Annotated in this window: 18 protein-coding genes; 14 read left to right on the top strand and 4 right to left on the bottom strand. The window is 47.4% G+C overall.

The annotated features are described in order from the left end of the window. Positions 1 to 19 precede the first annotated feature (19 nt). The 4 genes from rsmB (at position 20) to A8140_RS00550 (ending at position 4,860) form a co-directional block, all read left to right on the top strand. Entirely contained in the window at positions 20 to 1,303 is a 1,284-nt protein-coding gene (gene rsmB, locus A8140_RS00565) for a 16S rRNA (cytosine(967)-C(5))-methyltransferase RsmB (protein ID WP_005535508.1), read from the top strand. A 64-nt stretch (positions 1,304 to 1,367) separates the two neighbouring features. Beyond that, positions 1,368 to 2,744, top strand: a complete 1,377-nt coding sequence (gene trkA, locus A8140_RS00560; protein ID WP_005535511.1) for a Trk system potassium transporter TrkA — start codon at positions 1,368 to 1,370, stop codon at positions 2,742 to 2,744. A 9-nt stretch (positions 2,745 to 2,753) separates the two neighbouring features. Next, the gene (locus tag A8140_RS00555; RefSeq protein WP_005535512.1) at positions 2,754 to 4,199 is read left to right on the top strand and encodes a TrkH family potassium uptake protein; all 1,446 of its coding nucleotides are present in this window, start codon (positions 2,754 to 2,756) and stop codon (positions 4,197 to 4,199) included. Between the two features lie 25 nt (positions 4,200 to 4,224). Next, positions 4,225 to 4,860: a DUF3157 family protein gene (locus A8140_RS00550; protein WP_005535515.1), complete on the top strand. Its 636-nt coding sequence runs from the start codon at positions 4,225 to 4,227 to the stop codon at positions 4,858 to 4,860. A 38-nt stretch (positions 4,861 to 4,898) separates the two neighbouring features. Here the strand turns inward: A8140_RS00550 and trhA are convergent, their stop codons facing one another. Beyond that, positions 4,899 to 5,552, bottom strand: coding sequence for a PAQR family membrane homeostasis protein TrhA (trhA, locus tag A8140_RS00545; RefSeq protein ID WP_005535516.1), 654 nt, complete (start codon positions 5,550 to 5,552; stop codon positions 4,899 to 4,901). Positions 5,553 to 5,624: 72 nt separating this feature from the next. Continuing rightward, on the bottom strand, positions 5,625 to 6,431 hold the full coding sequence (locus tag A8140_RS00540; protein ID WP_038863570.1) for a sporulation protein: 807 nt from the start codon (positions 6,429 to 6,431) through the stop codon (positions 5,625 to 5,627). Between the two features lie 295 nt (positions 6,432 to 6,726). Here A8140_RS00540 and A8140_RS00535 point away from each other — a divergent pair, with 295 nt between their 5' ends. The 5 genes from A8140_RS00535 to A8140_RS00515 all read left to right on the top strand — a co-directional run bounded on the left by A8140_RS00535 (position 6,727) and on the right by A8140_RS00515 (position 10,689). Continuing rightward, entirely contained in the window at positions 6,727 to 6,894 is a 168-nt protein-coding gene (locus tag A8140_RS00535) for a hypothetical protein (protein WP_005536917.1), read from the top strand. 123 nt (positions 6,895 to 7,017) lie between these two features. Beyond that, positions 7,018 to 7,284 (top strand): YihD family protein, encoded by a 267-nt coding sequence (locus tag A8140_RS00530; RefSeq protein ID WP_005429763.1) that lies wholly within the window; start codon positions 7,018 to 7,020, stop codon positions 7,282 to 7,284. A 311-nt stretch (positions 7,285 to 7,595) separates the two neighbouring features. Then, positions 7,596 to 9,017 carry a cytochrome c oxidase accessory protein CcoG gene (gene ccoG, locus A8140_RS00525; protein ID WP_005536914.1) on the top strand — a complete coding sequence of 474 codons (1,422 nt, stop codon included), beginning with the start codon at positions 7,596 to 7,598 and terminating at the stop codon, positions 9,015 to 9,017. A 48-nt stretch (positions 9,018 to 9,065) separates the two neighbouring features. After that, positions 9,066 to 10,052 (top strand): serine/threonine protein kinase, encoded by a 987-nt coding sequence (locus A8140_RS00520; protein WP_005536913.1) that lies wholly within the window; start codon positions 9,066 to 9,068, stop codon positions 10,050 to 10,052. A gap of 34 nt (positions 10,053 to 10,086) precedes the next feature. Further along, positions 10,087 to 10,689, top strand: a complete 603-nt coding sequence (locus A8140_RS00515) for a thiol:disulfide interchange protein DsbA/DsbL (protein WP_005429765.1) — start codon at positions 10,087 to 10,089, stop codon at positions 10,687 to 10,689. Positions 10,690 to 11,024: 335 nt separating this feature from the next. On the opposite strand, the gene A8140_RS00510 is transcribed toward A8140_RS00515, so the two are convergent. Further along, complete coding sequence (locus tag A8140_RS00510; RefSeq protein ID WP_005429796.1) at positions 11,025 to 11,903, bottom strand: acyltransferase; 879 nt, start codon at positions 11,901 to 11,903, stop codon at positions 11,025 to 11,027. A gap of 169 nt (positions 11,904 to 12,072) precedes the next feature. Here A8140_RS00510 and A8140_RS00505 point away from each other — a divergent pair, with 169 nt between their 5' ends. Further along, positions 12,073 to 13,029, top strand: a complete 957-nt coding sequence (locus A8140_RS00505; RefSeq protein ID WP_005535581.1) for a DUF2860 domain-containing protein — start codon at positions 12,073 to 12,075, stop codon at positions 13,027 to 13,029. 134 nt (positions 13,030 to 13,163) lie between these two features. Further along, positions 13,164 to 13,997 (top strand): sensor domain-containing diguanylate cyclase, encoded by an 834-nt coding sequence (locus tag A8140_RS00500; RefSeq protein ID WP_005535580.1) that lies wholly within the window; start codon positions 13,164 to 13,166, stop codon positions 13,995 to 13,997. A 10-nt stretch (positions 13,998 to 14,007) separates the two neighbouring features. Here the strand turns inward: A8140_RS00500 and A8140_RS00495 are convergent, their stop codons facing one another. Beyond that, entirely contained in the window at positions 14,008 to 15,531 is a 1,524-nt protein-coding gene (locus tag A8140_RS00495; protein ID WP_005535577.1) for a YifB family Mg chelatase-like AAA ATPase, read from the bottom strand. A gap of 462 nt (positions 15,532 to 15,993) precedes the next feature. On the opposite strand from A8140_RS00495, the gene ilvG reads away from it, so the two are divergent. Genes ilvG through ilvE form a run of 3 tightly spaced genes read left to right on the top strand, consistent with a single transcriptional unit; the run spans position 15,994 to position 18,887 of the window. Next, on the top strand, positions 15,994 to 17,640 hold the full coding sequence (gene ilvG, locus A8140_RS00490; protein ID WP_005535574.1) for an acetolactate synthase 2 catalytic subunit: 1,647 nt from the start codon (positions 15,994 to 15,996) through the stop codon (positions 17,638 to 17,640). An 11-nt stretch (positions 17,641 to 17,651) separates the two neighbouring features. Beyond that, the gene (gene ilvM / locus A8140_RS00485; protein WP_005429819.1) at positions 17,652 to 17,936 is read left to right on the top strand and encodes an acetolactate synthase 2 small subunit; all 285 of its coding nucleotides are present in this window, start codon (positions 17,652 to 17,654) and stop codon (positions 17,934 to 17,936) included. 12 nt (positions 17,937 to 17,948) lie between these two features. Further along, positions 17,949 to 18,887: a branched-chain-amino-acid transaminase gene (gene ilvE / locus A8140_RS00480; protein ID WP_005429790.1), complete on the top strand. Its 939-nt coding sequence runs from the start codon at positions 17,949 to 17,951 to the stop codon at positions 18,885 to 18,887. Positions 18,888 to 18,892 lie beyond the last annotated feature (5 nt).

The following is an 18,892-nucleotide window of genomic DNA, read 5'->3' as shown; positions in this document are numbered from 1 at the left end:
TTACTTTAAGGTACTCATCATGAATGTTCGCGCTGCGGCTGCCAACGTCTTGTATCTTGTCGTCGACAAGGGCCACTCACTTTCAAGCGCTCTTCCAGCGGCTCAACAAAACGTACGACCACGTGACCACGCTCTTCTGCAAGAGATCTGTTACGGCGCTCTACGTTACCTCCCTCGCCTAGAAATGATTGCAAACCAGTTGATGGATAAGCCGTTAAAAGGCAAACAACGCGTTTTCCATCACCTGATTTTGGTTGGTATTTACCAGCTAAGCTTCATGCGTATTCCTGCGCACGCTGCAGTCGGTGAAACGGTTGAAGGCACGAAAGAGCTGAAAGGCCCTCGCTTGCGTGGTCTTATCAACGCTGTATTGCGTAACTACCAGCGCAACCAAGAAGAACTAGACCAAATGGCGGTCAGCAACAATGCGGGCAAGTATGGCCACCCAAGCTGGTTACTAAAGCTGCTGCAAGAAGCTTACCCAGAGCAGTGGGAAAGCATTGTTGAAGCCAACAACCAGAAAGCGCCAATGTGGCTGCGTGTAAACCACCAGCACCACACTCGTGATGAATACCTTGCGCTACTCAAAAATGAAAACATTGATAGCACGCCACACACACAAGCAATGGACGCCCTAAAATTGGCGGCGCCATGCGATGTGATGAAACTGCCGGGCTTTGAAAAAGGTTGGGTATCGGTGCAAGATGCGGCAGCGCAGCTGTCGATTAACTATCTTGAACCAAAAGATGGCGAGCTGATCCTAGACTGCTGTGCAGCACCTGGTGGTAAGACGGCACACATTCTTGAGCGTACGTCTGGCAGCGAAGTGGTTGCCATTGACTGCGACGACACACGTCTTAAACGTGTGCACGAAAACCTGAAACGTCTCAACCTTCAGGCAAAAGTGGTTTGCGGCGATGCACGTCATCCTCAAGAATGGTGGCAAGGCGAACAATTTGATCGCATTTTGCTGGACGCACCATGTTCTGCAACGGGCGTAATTCGTCGTCACCCAGACATCAAATGGCTACGTCGTGCTGATGATATTGCCGCACTTGCGGAACTACAGAGCGAAATTTTTGATGCAATGTGGACGCAACTGAAACCTGGCGGCACCATGGTTTACGCAACTTGTTCAATCACACCACAAGAAAACGTGGAACAAGTAAAAGCGTTCTTAGCGCGCACTGCAAACGCGCAATTAGTGGACTCCGATCCAAAGCAACCTGGTCGTCAGATTCTGCCAGGTGAAGAAGATATGGATGGTTTCTACTACGCAGTGCTAACAAAAAAACACGCGTAACAGCATGCTAAATAGGGCGATTGAAGTGAATTCAATCGCCTTTTTCAGATAACGAGTAAAGAGTATGAAAATCATTATTCTTGGTGCTGGTCAGGTTGGCGGCACACTGGCGGAAAACCTAGTTGGTGAGAATAACGACATCACCATCGTCGACAAAAATGGCGACCGACTGCGTGAGTTGCAAGACAAGTACGACCTACGAGTGGTCAACGGTCACGCAAGCCACCCAGACGTTCTGCATGAAGCAGGAGCGCAAGACGCTGATATGCTTGTCGCAGTAACCAACACCGACGAGACCAACATGGCAGCCTGTCAGGTTGCGTTCACTCTGTTCAATACCCCCAACCGTGTTGCACGTATTCGTTCTCCAGAATATCTGGCAGAAAAAGAAGCCCTATTTAAGTCTGGTGCTATTCCTGTCGATCACCTTATCGCACCAGAAGAGTTGGTAACCAGCTACATCGAGCGCCTCATTCAATACCCAGGCGCGCTGCAAGTAGTAAGCTTTGCCGAGCAAAAAGTCAGCCTAGTAGCCGTTAAAGCCTATTACGGTGGTCCGCTTGTGGGCAACGCTCTGTCTGCTCTGCGTGAGCACATGCCACACATCGATACTCATGTTGCTGCGATTTTCCGTCAGGGACGTCCTATTCGCCCGCAAGGCACTACCATCATTGAAGCTGATGATGAGGTGTTCTTCGTTGCTGCAAGTAACCACATTCGCTCGGTAATGAGTGAGCTTCAGCGACTTGAGAAGCCTTACCGCCGCATCATGATTGTTGGCGGTGGTAACATCGGTGCGAGTTTAGCCAAACGCCTTGAGCAAACTTACAGTGTTAAACTGATTGAGCGTAACTATCAGCGTGCAGAAAAGCTGTCTGAGCAACTAGAAAATACCATCGTTTTCTGTGGCGATGCGGCAGACCAAGAACTGCTGACCGAAGAAAACATCGACCAAGTAGACGTGTTCATTGCGCTGACTAACGAAGATGAAACCAACATCATGTCAGCGATGTTGGCAAAACGCATGGGCGCAAAGAAAGTGATGGTGCTGATCCAACGCGGCGCTTATGTCGACCTTGTACAAGGCGGCGTGATTGATGTAGCGATCTCCCCACAGCAAGCGACGATTTCTGCCCTACTCACGCACGTTCGTCGTGCTGACATCGTTAACGTTTCTTCTCTGCGTCGTGGCGCAGCAGAAGCCATCGAAGCCGTTGCGCACGGTGACGAAACCACATCTAAAGTGGTCGGTCGCGCAATTGGCGATATCAAACTCCCACCAGGAACCACCATTGGTGCCATCGTTCGTGGCGAAGAAGTACTTATCGCACACGATCGTACCGTCATCGAGCAAGATGACCACGTCGTGATGTTCCTGGTCGACAAAAAGTACGTACCAGACGTCGAAGCGCTGTTCCAGCCGAGCCCATTCTTCCTCTAGGATTTTCCTATGGTCAACTTACGTCCCGTACTGTTTGTTATCGGGCTGGTTCTATCCAAACTGGCCCTTTTTATGTACGTGCCGACTTTGGTCGCATTTTTCACCGGTACGGGCGGATTCCTCGATTTCGCCCAAGCCGTAGTGATCACCCACCTTGCCGCATTCATCTGTTTGACGATTGGTCGAACCGCCAAATTCAAACTCAGCGTGCGTGATATGTTCCTCATCACCAGTCTGGTATGGACCATCGCCAGTGCGTTTGCTGCATTGCCGTTTGTGTTTATCAACCACATTAGCTTTACCGACGCCTACTTCGAAACCATGTCAGGTATCACTACTACGGGTTCGACCGTGTTAAGTGGCTTAGATAATATGGCGCCAAGCATCTTATTGTGGCGCTCTATTTTGCAATGGTTGGGTGGTATTGGCTTTATCGTAATGGCAGTAGCTATCCTACCGATGCTTAACGTTGGTGGTATGAAGCTGTTCCAAACTGAATCCTCCGATTGGTCAGACAAAAGCAGCCCTAGAGCCAAAACCGTCGCGAAGAACATCGTATTGGTGTACTTGATGCTGACAGGCTTGTGTATCGTCGGCTATTTGCTGACTGGCATGAACCTTTTTGAAGCGATCAACCACGCCTTCACAACCCTCTCAACAGGCGGTTACTCAACGTCAGATGGTTCGATGAACCATTTCTCCAATGGTGCACATTGGGTTGCTACTACTTTTATGTTCCTTGGTGGTCTGCCATTCCTACTGTTTGTCGCAGCATTACGTAAACGCAGCCTCGAGGTGTTAATTAGAGACGCCCAAGTTCGTGGCTTTGCCTACTTATTCTTGTTCTCTAGCTTAGTGATATCAGCTTGGCTGGTGCTCCGCGATGGTTACACCATTTTGGATGCTTTGCGCGTTTCAATGTTCAACATCGTGTCGGTCGTCACCACAACGGGCTTTGGTCTAGAAGACTTCACCGCATGGGGCGCTTTGCCCACCACACTGTTTGCCTTCTTAATGATGGCGGGCGCGTGTTCAGGCTCGACCTCTGGCGGGATTAAAATCTTCCGTTTCCAGATCGCGATGACGCTGCTTAACAAGCAAATCATGAAGCTGATTCACCCATCAGGCGTGTTCGTTCAGCGCTACAACCAACGCCCAGTAAATGACGATATCGTTCGCTCAGTAGTGGCATTTGGTTTGATGTTCTTTATCACCATCATCTTTATTGCAGGCTGCTTAAGTGCACTTGGCCTAGACCCTGTGACCAGTATTTCTGGTTCGATTACCGCGGTAGCGAACGTAGGTCCGGGCATGGGCAGCGTGATTGGCCCAAAAGGTAACTTTGCGCCTTTACCAGACGCTGCTAAGTGGCTGCTAAGCTTTGGTATGTTAATGGGCCGTTTGGAAATTCTGACCATTCTTGTACTGTTCTTCCCTGCGTTTTGGCGCCGTTAAACAGACTCAAATAAAAGGTATAACAATGAAAACATGGATCACTCTGGCGACCCTACTCGCCTCTTCATCGGTTTACGCAGCCGAAGTTGTGAAACTGGCGGATGGACGCGAAGTAAAACTGAACGACGACTTCACGTGGGAATATATCGTGAAAAAGGCCACGCCAAAAGCCACAGAGACCACGCTAGAAAAAGTTGAAGCAGTAGAAGCGGCGGCTGTCGTAGCCTCAACCACCGCCGTTGAAGCCGTGGCAACACCAACCCCTACAACAGAGGTTGCGACGATTCCGGTTGTGAATAAGAAAGTCGGAACTACAGTAGTGGTAAACGCGAAGAAGCCAACCATGCAGCTGTCTGATTCAGGTGTGGATGTATTGATTGGCTCGGCAAGATACGAAGATGGTGAACTGATCTTCCCTACTTCTCTCACCAACCAAAGCTCACAATCGGTGATTCAGGTAGAAGTGGAAGTACAGGTATTCGATATGGCTGGCAAACCATTGACGAAACAAAGCGTCGCAGTTTGGCAATCTATCAAACGTTTGGCAGATACCTACCTTCGCCCACAACAGGCCGAGCAAGGTAAAGCGATCAAATTGGCAGTGCCACAATCGCAGCAATACCAGTTCTCAGCAGAAGTATTAGAAGTCAAAACACGCTAATACGACAAGACATGCTTTGTCGGGTTTATCTCTATCAGCTAGATAGGCTCGACAAAGTAATAAATCGCGAAGAAGTGACACACACAACCCGCCAACACAAAGCCGTGCCAAATTGCGTGATTAAATGGGATTCGCTTGGCAACGTAGAAAATCACCCCTATCGAATACACCAACCCACCCACGGCTAAAAGCGTCAAACCACCAATATCCAGATTTATCGCCAGTTGGTAAATCACAATCAATGATAACCAGCCCATCACCAGATACGTCATCAAAGACAATTTTTTGAATCGATAGACAAACGCGACTTTCATGATGATGCCGATCAGCGCGATGGTCCAAATCACAATCATCAACCCAATCGCCAACGGTGTGCGCAGACTTACTAACAAGAATGGTGTGTAGCTACCCGCAATCAAAAGATAGATGGCGCAGTGGTCGAAGGTTTTCAGCCAACGCTTGGCTTTAGGGTATGGGATAGCATGGTAGAGCGTGGATGCCAGAAATAGCACAATCATGCTAGAACCATAGATCGCCATACTGGTAATGGTCAGTGTGTCTGCTTGATGATCGACGGCTTTGATAAGAAGCAGAACCAAACCGACAATACCGAAGATCATTCCAATACCATGAGTAATGGAGTTGGCTAGCTCTTCGCCCTGACTGTATTGTGCTTTCTGTGGTGAGGACATGAACGCGCCTTTACTAGAGTTTTGAATATTAACCCTAGTATGGCACATTAAGCGTACACGTGTAAGCTTAAATTAAGACTCGTGGGCAGCCGTGGTTCGTTCGAGGTAATTGAGGATCAGCGAGCCAACTTCGTCCAGTTTGGTGTTTACCGGAATGCTCAGCTCACGTTTGAGTTTTCCGCTTCCCAATAAACTTGCCAGCATGCCACTTGCACCAGTACGAGTACGGTCAACTTCAAACCACAGTTTGAGATTTTGCTCGTCACGATGAGCAACAAATTCCAACTCTCGCCATACGCCATGATATGGGCCATCGGTTGGCACCATTTCAAACTCTTGCACAAATGGTAGATCGAAGCCTTTGACTTCTTCGCACTCTACTTGGCGAATGCGTAAACCTTGTGATTCAAAAGCAGACAAAACGGCATCCATGAGTGGATCGGGTCTAACGGTAAGAATGTCTTTGTCGGTTGGGTCGAGCGCCATCGCAACGTCTAAGCCGGTTTCTAACCAAACTTTGGCATCACCGATGGTGACAGGGGTGTTCCAAGGCACATCGAGTTTGACCGCAAAGGTGCGATCTTCACCCGGATGGATGGTAAATGCGTACGGGAGGTTCCACTTGGCCAGCACATGCGTTTGCGGTTCACGACGCATACTGTGTCCTTCTCGCGCCCCACGATCATCTGGTGCTTCTGCGATGTAACGACAGCAAAGCTTAAGATCGATGTTATCGATCGCTTGTTCCGTTGCGCCGCCATAAACATGGATTGAAACATCCACGCTTTGACCCGGATACAGCACGTCTTGGTTCAGGATCGAGTCAACCTTCGCACTGCCAATCCCAAAGCTCGCAAGTGTCTTCTTCAAAAATGACATATGCACCTCCTTTGTAGAAATCTCATACTACTACTGCTGATCACCGGATCAAAACAAAATTCGTCTCGATTTCGCACTAAAAACCATAAAATCCATACAATTCAACTGCTCAACTATCGACCAATTATGGCAGGAATGCTAACCTATACATGATATGCATGCATATCGTTATTCCTGATTCATTATTTGGATTGGCGAAAGCCAGCAGAGCCACCCTTCAAGCAGTTGAAGCTCAACTCATAGTGACTCAGGCCATTACATCGGCAATGGATATGCCTGGCAGTTAGGTATCTAAATGCGCCCAACAACAGTCAGGTTCGCACATACAAATCGTAGTGCAATGCGCCGTCGCAGTGGTTTCACTGCTGCGCCAAAGGCAAAACAAGTTGCGCCAGCAATGACTCTGGTTGAGAAAACAGCGATTATGCCAAGTGTTCCAAACAAAGTTATCAAAGCAGCTTAATTAAAAAGCGCGGCAACCACCGCGCTTTTTTCTTTTCTCTCTACCCTTTTCCTATTTGGTGTTCGCCGAGCAATTTGATACCTTTAGTAGCAAATAACACCTATAAATTATGTGGAGAAAGAAATGAAGTGTCATCGTATTGAAGAGCTGCTTGAGCTACTCGAGCCTGAGTGGCACAAAGACCAAGAAATGAACTTGCTACAATTCATCATGAAGCTGGCGAACGAAGCAGGTTATGAAGGTAAATTGGAAGATCTGACCGATGACGTGCTGATCTACCACCTAAAAATGCGCAACAGCGGTAAAGACGAAATGATCCCGGGTCTAAAGAAAGATCAAGAAGACGACTTTAAGACCGCGATTCTACGCGCGCGCGGTATCATCAAGTAAACAGCTCAACACCTAGCATTGATAAGCGACTCATTTGAGTCGCTTTTTTTATAACTAAATCAAACAGTTCAAACGGCAGTTATAACTGTTCAGTCATTTATCTGGTTAACTGTACTGGCTTTTGTTGTTAAACATTGACTGCGTTAAAGAAACGGAATTGTTATTGATTGTATAATCGCCGTTCATCAGTATTTACTAAAATAATTATGTTCAACCATGTGTCATGGTTTGGACCAAACAGCAATGTCTTCGAGCGACATCATTAGAAGTGCCGCCGTACATTATAAGAAAGCCTAAAGAAGGATGAGTGCATGAGTCAGGATAAGATTGATATCAAAGATGTGACTCCAAAGACCTTTAACCCCAAGACCCACAAAGGCAACAGGGATCGTTTCAACCCAAGCAATCGAATCTATGTTCGCGAAAGCAAAGGTACGTTCCAAAAACTGCGTCGCTATGGCGGTTGGTTTTTGTTGCTGTTTTTTGCCCTGATTCCTTGGATTCCGTACGGCGAGCGCCAAGCCATTTTGCTGGACATCGGTAACCAGCAGTTCAACTTTTTCGGCACCACGCTGTACCCACAAGACCTCACCCTACTCGCTCTGCTATTTGTGATAGCCGCGTTTGGACTGTTCTTCATCACTACCTTCTTAGGCCGGGTTTGGTGTGGCTATCTGTGTCCGCAAACCGTGTGGACCTTTATGTATATATGGTTTGAGGAAAAACTAGAAGGCAGTGCCAATAAGCGTCGTAAACAGGATTCCAACAAGCTAACCGCTAACTTAGCGATGCGTAAAGCCCTCAAACACATAGCGTGGTTTTCGATAGCCCTCGCAACTGGCTTTACCTTTGTCGGTTACTTTGTGCCAATGAAGCAACTGGTTATCGACTTTTTCACCTTTAATGCTAACTTCTGGCCAGTATTTTGGGTGATGTTCTTTGCCATTTGTACTTACGGCAACGCTGGGTGGATGCGTTCTATTATGTGTATTCACATGTGTCCTTACGCGCGCTTCCAATCGGCGATGTTCGATAAAGACACCTTTATCGTGGGCTACGATTCCAAACGTGGTGAAAAACGCGGCCCTCGCTCACGCAAAGCCGATCCAAAACAACTTGGTTTGGGCGACTGTATCGACTGTGATTTGTGTGTTCAGGTATGCCCAACTGGTATCGATATCCGTGATGGTTTGCAGTATGAGTGTATCAACTGTGGTGCATGTATTGATGCGTGTGACAACACCATGGAACGCATGGGTTACGAGAAAGGTCTGATCAATTACACCACAGAGCATCGTCTCTCAGGTAAGAGTACCAAGGTCATGCGTCCAAAACTGCTTGGCTATGGTGCGGTACTACTAGTGATGATTGGTTTGTTCTTCCTCCAAGTCGCATCGGTTGATCCTGCAGGCATGAGCGTACTGCGTGACCGTAACCAATTATTCCGAGTGAACAGCTCTGGCGAAGTGGAAAACACCTACACGCTGAAAGTCATCAACAAAACTCAACAAGTTCAAGAATACGATTTGAATGTAGAAGGACTAAGTGATGTCAGCTGGTATGGCAAACAAACCATTCAAGTTGAACCGGGTGAAGTATTGAACTTACCAATGAGCCTCGGCGCAGATCCTGACAAGCTAGACTCTGCGATCACGACAATTCAGTTTATACTCACCGATCAGAGCAACGAATTCACTATCGAAGTAGAAAGCCGATTTATAAAGAAGCTATAACTTCGATGACTAATGGAAAAAGGCTCAGCAATGAGCCTTTTTATTTATATGTCCCAAGGTACTTTCAACTTTGATGCCCTCACGCCCGACTTTATGTGGTATGCGCTAGAGAGCATCGGCATTCGAGCAGAATCAGGCTTTCTTGCTCTCAACAGCTATGAAAACCGCGTTTACCAGTTTACTGACGAAGAACGCCAGCGCTACGTAGTGAAGTTCTACCGTCCAGAACGCTGGAGCAATGAGCAGATTCAAGAAGAACACGACTTCACCCTTGAACTGATCGACAACGAAATCCCTGTCGTACCACCTGTACTTATCAACGGTGAAACACTGCATCATTATCAAGGTTATGGCTTTGCTTTGTTTGAAAGTGTCGGCGGTCGTCAATACGAAGTCGACAACTTAGATCAGCTCGAAGGTGTAGGTCGTTTCCTCGGCCGCATCCATAAAGTTGGTAGCCGAAAAGCCTTCCAACATAGACCAACCATTGGCTTACAAGAATACCTCTACCAACCGAGAGAAATTCTGCAAAATGCCAACATGATTCCGATGCATTTGGAGAACAGCTTCTTCAATGACTTGGATATGCTGATCAAGTCGATTGAAAACTACTGGCAAGAAGGCTTCAACGCCATTCGGCTGCATGGCGATTGCCATCCAGGTAACATCTTATGGCGTGATGGCCCAATGTTTGTCGATTTGGATGACTCACGTAATGGCCCAGCGGTCCAAGATTTATGGATGCTGCTCAACGGCGAACGCCAAGACAAACTGATGCAATTAGATATTGTCTTAGAAGGTTACCAAGAGTTTTGCGATTTTAACTCGGCAGAATTGAAACTAATCGAGCCTCTTCGCGGTCTACGAATGGTGCACTATATGGCATGGCTAGCAAAACGTTGGCATGACCCGGCATTTCCGCTCGCTTTTCCATGGTTCAATGAGCCAAAATACTGGGAAGGTCAGGTCCTTGCATTTAAAGAGCAGATTGCCAGCTTAGAAGAAGCACCACTGTCTTTAATGCCTCAATGGTAAGTCAGGCCGAACAATTCGAAATGGAGATTATTAAATGAAAAAACTGTTCGCACTGTTTTCTATGCTGATGCTCAGCCTGTCGGCACATGCAGCGCAATTCAAAGAAGGTGAGCACTACAAAGTATTGGATTTAGAGGCGTCGAAAAAGCCTGTAGTGACTGAGTTCTTCTCTTTCTACTGTCCACACTGTAATACGTTTGAACCAATCATCCAGCAACTTAAGAAGCAGCTACCTGAAGGCGCGAAGCTACAAAAGAACCACGTTTCTTTCATGGGCGGCAATATGGGCCCTTCAATGAGCAAAGCCTACGCGACTATGGTTGCACTTAAAGTTGAGGATAAGATGGTGCCAGTAATGTTTAACCGCATTCACAACATGCGTAAAGCACCCCGTGATGACGCAGAGCTTCGTCAAATCTTCCTTGATGAAGGCGTAGACGCGAAGAAATTCGATGCAGCATTCAAAGGTTTTGCGGTTGATTCAATGGTTCGTCGTATGGACAAGCAATTTGAAAATAGTGGTCTAACTGGCGTTCCTGCTGTTATCGTCAACAACAAGTACCTAGTTCAAGCACAAGGTATTAAATCCACTGAGGAATACTTTGCCTTGGTTGATTACCTACTGACGCTTAAGTAACTCGAGTCGAACATCAAACAAAAGGGGAGCATCTTGCTCCCCTTTTTAATTTGTTATACCCAAGTAACCTCGAGATGCTAGGTTCAGCGAGAATGACTTGGTTTGTAGACGCGGCGGCGATTTAAAGATCTAGTCACTCTAAATCAAGAATCGACAACAAAGTATACAAGCCAAGACAGCTCGCCCTTCGGGAGCGTGTCATTGCCCCGATCTCTGCGTCAAACAACTTGGAAAGAGCTGGCTATTACGCGGCGTCGTTTTCCTTGACCTCGAATCAATAACAACGCTCTGAATCCTGCATTTTGAAGTCACTTGGGTATATCCTTTAGGTCTGGTTACTTATGAATATCTTGCAGTAACTGATCTTTCTCTTGCCACACATCACCCAGCCATTGTTGGAATTGGCGCTTGTATGGCTTGTCATTGAAGTAATCACCCAACACGCGTTCATCGACTGGTAAAACATTTACGCGCACGACAATCTTCGTCATACGTCCCATCATCATGTCTTTAAATGGCTTATTGGTGTTTTCTGGGTACGCTAAGGTCACATCAATGATGTTTTCAAACTGATCGCCCATGGCCGCTAATGTGTAAGCAATACCACCTGATTTTGGCTGCAGTAAATGTTGATAACCCGCACGACTCTTGCGTTGCTTTTCCTCGGTGAAACGAGTGCCTTCAACGTAATTTACTACCGTAGTTGGCGTGTGTTTGAATTTTGCACAAGAACGGCGCGTAGTTTGCAAATCCTGGCCGCGCTTGTGTGGGTTGCGAATCAAATACTCTCGAGAATAGCGACGCATAAATGGCATATCCAGCGCCCAGCAAGCCATACCAATAAAAGGCACATACAATAATTGCTGTTTTAAGAAAAATTTTGGCATTGGAATGCGATCTTTAAATACACAACACAGTACAACAATATCAGTCCAACTAAGATGGTTACTGATCAGCAGATACCAACCGTCCTTCTTGAGATTTTCGCCACCTTGAATATCCCACTCAACGCGGTTGAACAAGGCAAGAATACCAGCGTTGACCGTGGCCCAAACCCACATCATTTTGTTGGCAGCCTCGGTACCTTTCGCTTTGAGCTTAGCTGTTGGAAGCAACAACTTAAAAATTGCGATGATACAAATTGCGATGGAACAAACCGCAGAGTTTATAATCACAAAGGAAGCGTTAAAAATGAGTAACAAATAGGTCAGCATGGGAATCAATCAGTAACTATATCGCGTGAATAATAAAACAGCGTGTAATTATACGAATCCGTTGTCACATTGGAATATTTGTAAGCATGGTCAGATTTGTTTCACTGTAAAACCAGACCAACGCTCCACTCTAATTACCACTTTCATTCGACAAACAAGGAGAAAGCGAATGAATCCAAGGCTAGCCATACTGCCTTTGGCTTTTATCGTCAGTTCAGCACAAGCTCAACTTGAAGAAACCGCAGGTTTTAGCGGTGAAATTTCGTTAAACGCAGGCTTCTTCTCATCAGAGTCCAACTTCAACACAGATGGAGATAGTACCATTCCATCACTAAATCAACGTGCCGAAAGTGATGAATCTTTTATCGTTGCGCCCCTAGGCAGCGCAGCATATACCTTTGGCAACAAGCTCAATCACCAAGTGTATGCCGGTACCACACGCTCCGATATCGCGATCGGTACCCTCGCCTTCCAGCTCGGTTACAAGTACCAACTCGCTTCAGGCACTGTACTCGATTTTTCCTATCTACCAACCATCCTGAAAGGAGAAACATGGCAAGACCCATACCTAACTGGGCAATCGAGAAAAACCACCGATGAAGGCGGCAATGCGTTTCGTTTCCAAATCAACTGCTTCTTAGACAACAACTTTAATCTTGATTTGGCTTACGCAGATAAAGACGTAGAGAAAGATACCGTGACGGATTCATCACTACTGCGTGATGCAAAGATCTACCACATCAAAGGTGACTACCGTATTCCACTGAGTCGCACGTCAATGCTGCAGCCAGCATTTACCTACATCCACCATGATGCGGATGGTGATGCTGAATCCTATAACTCGTATGGGCTCGACCTTAGCTGGTTCAAGTTTATCCAGCGACACCGCATCGCACTCACAGCAGGCTATGCCGCTAAAGACTTTGACGCAGCCAGCACGACATTTGGCAAAACTCGCAATGATGGCACTCTGAGTTTTTTCACCGCATACGAGTACAAAAATGTCTTTGACTGGCAAAACTGGTCATTCATCTCACTCGCAGGTTACAGCAGTACCAGTTCAAACATCACCTTCTACGATGAAAAAGAATTTCTGCTATCAACTGGTTTAAGCTACAGCTTCTAAGCACGGGGGACTCTCCCCCTTGACTATAAAATGCCCTGAACGTCACAATAAAAACAATTCATAGCTCAAACAATAGCCAAACTTATTTTCATATGGATAATGTTCGACCCGTTAACTATTTAAGAGAGTGATTTGTGCACATTGATCCGAACTACGCTTCAGAGCAAAGCTTAATGAGTGTTCTTTCTCAGAACTTCCCTGGGTTTATCGCTGTGCGTAAGGAAAATGGCAAGCATGTCGCTCTCAACCAACGCTATCGCGCTTTCTTCGAAGAAGACATTCTCGGCGTCAGCATAGATACTATGATCGCAAACTGCCAAAATAATGATTTGTGTGACTTGCTGATGCAATGTAAGCGCAACGATCAGGCATTGCTCGACGGTAACGCACCTATGCGTGTCGATATCGAAACCTTTCAGAATCACCATTTTGAGTCCATGCGCTACCTTACTGATGTGAATGGTGTCCGCCACATTGTACTAATGGCATGGGATATTACAGCCCGCATTGAGGAGCAAAACCGCCTCAAACAAAGCCTTCATTTTGATCACCTCACTGGTGCCATGAACAAAAAAGCCTTGATGTCTGCGGTACAAAAAGGCTGTGATTGTTGCCTCGTGGCGTACCTTGATCTGGATAAATTCAAACAGGTCAATGACACCTATGGGCACGCGATTGGTGACAAAGTCCTAGTAGACTTCGCCACACTGACCATGCAACAGCTGGGAGAAAGTGGCACGCTCTATCGCGTTGGTGGCGATGAATTTGTGATTGTGTTCGATTGCATTCAGGTATCTGATGCAAGAGAAACCTTATTGCAAATCCGCCAAGCCGTGGAAAGCGACATTCACCTCCATGGTATTTCGTTTAGCTTTGGCCTGATGGCCTGCAATGACAATCTAGAGCAGTGTCTAGAAGACGCTGATAAAGCACTGTATCACGACAAGCACGCTCGCAAGCAAGGCTAAACGTTCGGGTTTAAACGGCTTGCGCGGTTAACTGTTTAAGTAACCTATCCATTGCTCGATAGCCCAAAGCTTCTGCAAGATGTGTTCGCTCAATTTGCGGTGAGCCCTCCAGATCGGCAATAGTACGCGCAACTTTGATGATGCGGTGATAAGCACGAATCGACAACCCAAGGCGATGCAGCGCATTTTCCAAAAACTCCGCATCACTTTTTTGCAGCGGGCAGAAGGCTTCAATTTCACGACTGCCCAATAATGCATTCACCTTACCACTGCGAGCCAGCATACAGTCACGTGCTTGATTCACCCGCTCTTTGACGATAGCCGTTGGTTCCCCTCTATCGCCGCCTTCAGAGAGAGTTCCTTTCGGCAATGCAGGAATTTCTAATGACATATCAAAGCGATCAAGAAGTGGGCCTGATAATCGGCCAAGGTAACGCAGGATGGCTTGCGGATTCGTTCTAGCTTGGTTGCCTTCGTAATACCCTGTCGGACTCGGGTTAAGCGCCCCGACAATTTGGAACCGAGCAGGAAAACGCGTCTTACCTTGCGCCCGAGATATAATAATTTCACCAGACTCCAATGGCTCACGTAAAGAGTCGAGCACCTTACGATCAAACTCCGGCATCTCGTCCAAAAACAATAACCCGTTGTGAGCTAGAGATATTTCGCCCGGTCTCGGCACAGATCCACCACCAACTAAAGCCGCCATGGAGCTGGAATGATGCGGGGCACGAAACGGCCGCGTCTTCCAGTTGTGTTCATTGATTTCACTTTGAGTCAGTGACGCCACAGAAGCCGTTTCCATCGCCTCTTCATCACTCATCTCAGGTAACAAATCGCATAATCGAGAGGCCAACATGGTTTTGCCAGTGCCTGGAGGGCCAAGGAAAAGCAGGTTGTGATTGCCAGCAGCCGCAATTTCTAAAGCGCGCTTTCCTTGCTGCTGACCAATGATATCCTGCAAGTCACGACCGTGTGCTTTGAGCTCTTTTTTCTTGGGCGTTTGATACAAGTTCAGTTGATGTTGGCCACACAGCTCAGCACAAACTTCCAATAGTGATTGGGCAGATTTGTGCTGCTCTTTGCCGACAAGTGCCGCCTGATCGCCATTAGCATGAGGCACCACTAAATGGCGCTGTTTTTTGTTCGCAGCCAACGCAGCTGGCAGCACGCCTTTTACCGTTCTCAATCCACCAGAAAGAGCTAATTCACCAACAAATTCGTAGTTTTTGAGCTTATCTGTCGCGATTTGCTCTGAAGCCGCTAAAATTCCCAATGCAATCGGCAGATCGAAGCGCCCGCCTTCTTTGGGCAAATCCGCCGGTGCCAAATTGACCGTGATTCGTTTTGCAGGAAACTGAAAGTTAGAATTGACGATCGCACTTCGTACGCGATCTTTGGATTCTTTTACTGTGGTCTCAGGTAACCCCACCAAGGTAAAGCCCGGCATCCCATTACTGATGTGGACTTCCACGCTTACCGATGGCGCTTGCACACCCACACTTGCTCGACTATGAATGATTGCCAGCCCCATAATTCCCTCAAATTATTGTACGTTATCTAACCAAATGTTTTTTATATGGATATGTTATATAGCCTGTACAGATGGGTACTTAATGTGAAAAAAGAATGACTTTTTGCTTGTCATGCAGCAGATTTGTGTGTTAACACTAGTGACGCAAACATTTTCGTAGAAAATTACACAAGACTTATTAACGAAAACAGAACGACAGACAGATGAACTTATTCGCTCACATCAACTCACTGCTAGCCCTGATTATCGTGGTCATTATTGACACCGCGCGGGGTATTGTGGGCGAAAGGTAACCACAAATTACAAAAAACCCCCGCACTGAGAAGTCCGGGGGTTTTTTTACAACTACAAGTTGTCATCTGTCTAACCCTTAGACAGCTTAACGGGAAGAATGGGAGTGCACATGAAGTGCAAAACACATGGCGATAGCTACGAGCCACAACGTAGCAAAGGAGGTTTACGATGACCGGTGCAGAACTAGTCGTAGCCGCTTTAAGACAACAAGGCATCGAAACGGTGTTTGGGTATCCTGGTGGAGCCATCATGCCAATCTACGATGCGTTGTATGACGGAGGTGTCGAGCACATCTTATGCCGTCATGAACAAGGGGCTGCAATGGCCGCCATCGGGATGGCCCGCGCAACGCAAGATGTTGCAGTTTGTATGGCCACTTCCGGCCCAGGCGCCACCAACCTTGTTACAGGCCTTGCCGACGCCTTCCTCGATTCCGTTCCTCTAGTGGCCATCACAGGTCAGGTTGCTAGCTCTCATATCGGTACCGACGCGTTCCAAGAAATGGATGTGATCGGAATGTCTCTAGCCTGTACCAAACACAGTTATCTAGTGACTGAGATCGAAGACCTTGCCCCAACGCTAGCCGAAGCGTTCGAAGTAGCAAAAGCAGGTCGACCTGGCCCGGTGATTGTTGATATCGCCAAAGACGTTCAGCTTGCTCAAGCGCCAACCGAACTGCTGCCTCCTTTTGTTCCACCAGCTGCACCTTTAGTCACTGATGCTGATATCAAGCGCGCTCAAGAAGTACTAGCCGCTTCAACTCGACCAGTTTTATACGTCGGCGGTGGCGTGCAAATTGCCAAAGCGACAGACTCAGTACGCGAATTCCTACGTTTAAACCCAATGCCTGCAGTAAGCACACTAAAAGGTTTGGGCACCATTGAACGCCACGACCCGCACTACTTAGGCATGCTGGGCATGCATGGCACCAAAGCCGCAAACCTAGTGGTTCAAGAATGTGACCTTTTGATTGTAGTTGGAGCACGTTTTGATGACCGCGTGACAGGCAAGCTCGACACGTTTGCACCGCATGCGAAAGTAATCCATATCGACATCGATGCGGCTGAAATCCATAAGCTTCGCCACGCCAATGCACCACTGCGTGGCGAAATCAGCAAGATTCTTCCTCAATTAGAGCTGACTCAAGACATCACCCCTTGGGTACATCACAGTGAGAGCCTGCGTAGCGGATTTAAATGGCGTTACGACCATCCAGGCGAATTGATCTACGCACCGCTATTGCTTAAACAGCTGTCTGACATGATGCCGGATAGCTCAATTGTGTCGACTGACGTCGGCCAGCATCAGATGTGGGCAGCGCAACACATCCAGCCGCGTGATCCACAAAACTTCATCACCTCTGCTGGTCTTGGCACAATGGGATTCGGCTTGCCAGCTGCTATGGGTGCAGCTGTCGCACGTCCTGATGATCAGTCTATCCTTATTACAGGTGACGGTTCATTTATGATGAACGTGCAGGAATTGGGTACGCTGAAGCGTCGTCAGATTCCAGTAAAGATTGTCCTTCTTAACAACCAACGTCTTGGCATGGTTCGCCAATGGCAGTCATTGTTCTTTGACGGCCGCCACAGCGAAACCATTCTTGATGACAACCCAGACTTCGTGATGCTGGCAAAAGCGTTCGATATCCCGGGTAAAACCATCACCAAGAAAGAAGAAGTCGAACCAGCTCTCAAAGAGATGCTAGAAAGTAAGACTTCTTACATGCTTCACGTTTTAATCGATGAAGAAGAGAACGTGTGGCCACTTGTACCACCTGGTGCATCAAACAGTGATATGTTGGAAAACACTTAGGAGACAATCGCATGGACAGATATTTACTCGACATCAAAGCCGACGATAAACCGGTATTGTTGGAGCGCGTTCTTCGTGTGATTCGTCACCGAGGCTTTGTGATCAAACAAGTCGCTGCTACCCAAAACCACGAAAGCAAAGTAGCCAGCGTAGAGATCATCGTCGACAGCGATCGACCTATCTCGTTTTTGGTCAATCAAATTGAGAAGTTGTGGGATATTCGCACCGTTGAGGTACTCAAAATCCGCAGCGATGAGCTCCCAAATCACAACTTACAACAACACGTGAGTGCATAAGGAAGGCAATAAATGGCAACGAAAACTGCAGATTTCATTTGGTTTAATGGTGAGATGGTTCCATGGGCAGAGGCGAACGTTCACGTTTTGACTCACGCGATGCACTACGGTACCTCTGTATTTGAAGGCGTACGCTGCTACAACACGCCGAAAGGACCAATTGTCTTCCGTCACCGTGAACATGCACAACGTTTAAAAGACTCTGCCAAGATTTACCGCTTCCCGATCCCGTTTTCTGTAGAAGAAATCATGGAAGCGACGCGTGAAACCCTGCGCCAGAACAAACTCGACAGCGCTTACATTCGTCCATTAGGTTTTGTCGGTAATGTTGGCTTGGGCGTGTGCCCACCTGTTGGCACAGAGATGGACCTAATCATTGCCGCTTTCCCTTGGGGCTCTTACTTGGGTGAAGAAGCGCTAGAAGCTGGCGTTGATGCAATGATTTCAAGCTGGAACCGTGCAGCGCCAAACACCATCCCAACTGCGGCTAAAGCAGGCGGTAACTACCTATCTTCGCTACTAGTCGGTGGTGAAGCGCGTCGTCACGGCTATGACGAAGGTATCGCACTGAGCGTAGACGGTTATCTATCGGAAGGTGCTGGTGAAAACATCTTTGTTATCAAAGACGGCGTGATCACCACACCACCAGCAACCAGTGCAATTTTGCCGGGCATCACTCGTGATTCAATTATGACCATCGCACGCGATAAAGGTTATGAAGTGCGCGAAGCGAACATTGCGCGTGAAGCACTTTACCTTGCCGATGAAGTCTTTATGACAGGTACGGCAGCCGAAGTTGTGCCAGTAGCAACCATCGACAAAATTGAAGTGGGCACCGGCAAACGCGGCCCAATCACTAAAGAACTACAAGCGGCCTACTTTGGCCTATTTAACGGCACCACGGAAGATAAGTGGGGCTGGTTAGACTATGTGTACCCAGAACAGAAGTAAGAAGG

The organism is Vibrio campbellii CAIM 519 = NBRC 15631 = ATCC 25920 (assembly GCF_002163755.1).
GTDB classification, from domain to species: Bacteria; Pseudomonadota; Gammaproteobacteria; order Enterobacterales; family Vibrionaceae; genus Vibrio; species Vibrio campbellii.
The sequence above is the reverse complement of the archived record's forward strand: the minus strand, read 5'-3'. Positions and strand labels throughout refer to the sequence as shown.

Bases quoted from the DNA above. Each gene is read 5' to 3' on its own strand.
- ilvM (WP_005429819.1), top strand. From the start codon at position 17,652: ATGGACAGATATTTACTCGACATCAAAGCCGACGATAAACCGGTATTG.
- A8140_RS00495 (WP_005535577.1), bottom strand. From the start codon at position 15,531: ATGGGGCTGGCAATCATTCATAGTCGAGCAAGTGTGGGTGTGCAAGCG.
- A8140_RS00510 (WP_005429796.1), bottom strand. From the start codon at position 11,903: ATGCTGACCTATTTGTTACTCATTTTTAACGCTTCCTTTGTGATTATA.
- A8140_RS00505 (WP_005535581.1), top strand. From the start codon at position 12,073: ATGAATCCAAGGCTAGCCATACTGCCTTTGGCTTTTATCGTCAGTTCA.
- A8140_RS00540 (WP_038863570.1), bottom strand. From the start codon at position 6,431: ATGTCATTTTTGAAGAAGACACTTGCGAGCTTTGGGATTGGCAGTGCG.
- trhA (WP_005535516.1), bottom strand. From the start codon at position 5,552: ATGTCCTCACCACAGAAAGCACAATACAGTCAGGGCGAAGAGCTAGCC.
- ilvE (WP_005429790.1), top strand. From the start codon at position 17,949: ATGGCAACGAAAACTGCAGATTTCATTTGGTTTAATGGTGAGATGGTT.
- trkA (WP_005535511.1), top strand. From the start codon at position 1,368: ATGAAAATCATTATTCTTGGTGCTGGTCAGGTTGGCGGCACACTGGCG.
- ilvG (WP_005535574.1), top strand. From the start codon at position 15,994: ATGACCGGTGCAGAACTAGTCGTAGCCGCTTTAAGACAACAAGGCATC.
- A8140_RS00555 (WP_005535512.1), top strand. From the start codon at position 2,754: ATGGTCAACTTACGTCCCGTACTGTTTGTTATCGGGCTGGTTCTATCC.
- A8140_RS00520 (WP_005536913.1), top strand. From the start codon at position 9,066: ATGTCCCAAGGTACTTTCAACTTTGATGCCCTCACGCCCGACTTTATG.
- A8140_RS00530 (WP_005429763.1), top strand. From the start codon at position 7,018: ATGAAGTGTCATCGTATTGAAGAGCTGCTTGAGCTACTCGAGCCTGAG.
- A8140_RS00515 (WP_005429765.1), top strand. From the start codon at position 10,087: ATGAAAAAACTGTTCGCACTGTTTTCTATGCTGATGCTCAGCCTGTCG.
- rsmB (WP_005535508.1), top strand. From the start codon at position 20: ATGAATGTTCGCGCTGCGGCTGCCAACGTCTTGTATCTTGTCGTCGAC.
- A8140_RS00550 (WP_005535515.1), top strand. From the start codon at position 4,225: ATGAAAACATGGATCACTCTGGCGACCCTACTCGCCTCTTCATCGGTT.
- A8140_RS00535 (WP_005536917.1), top strand. From the start codon at position 6,727: ATGCGCCCAACAACAGTCAGGTTCGCACATACAAATCGTAGTGCAATG.
- ccoG (WP_005536914.1), top strand. From the start codon at position 7,596: ATGAGTCAGGATAAGATTGATATCAAAGATGTGACTCCAAAGACCTTT.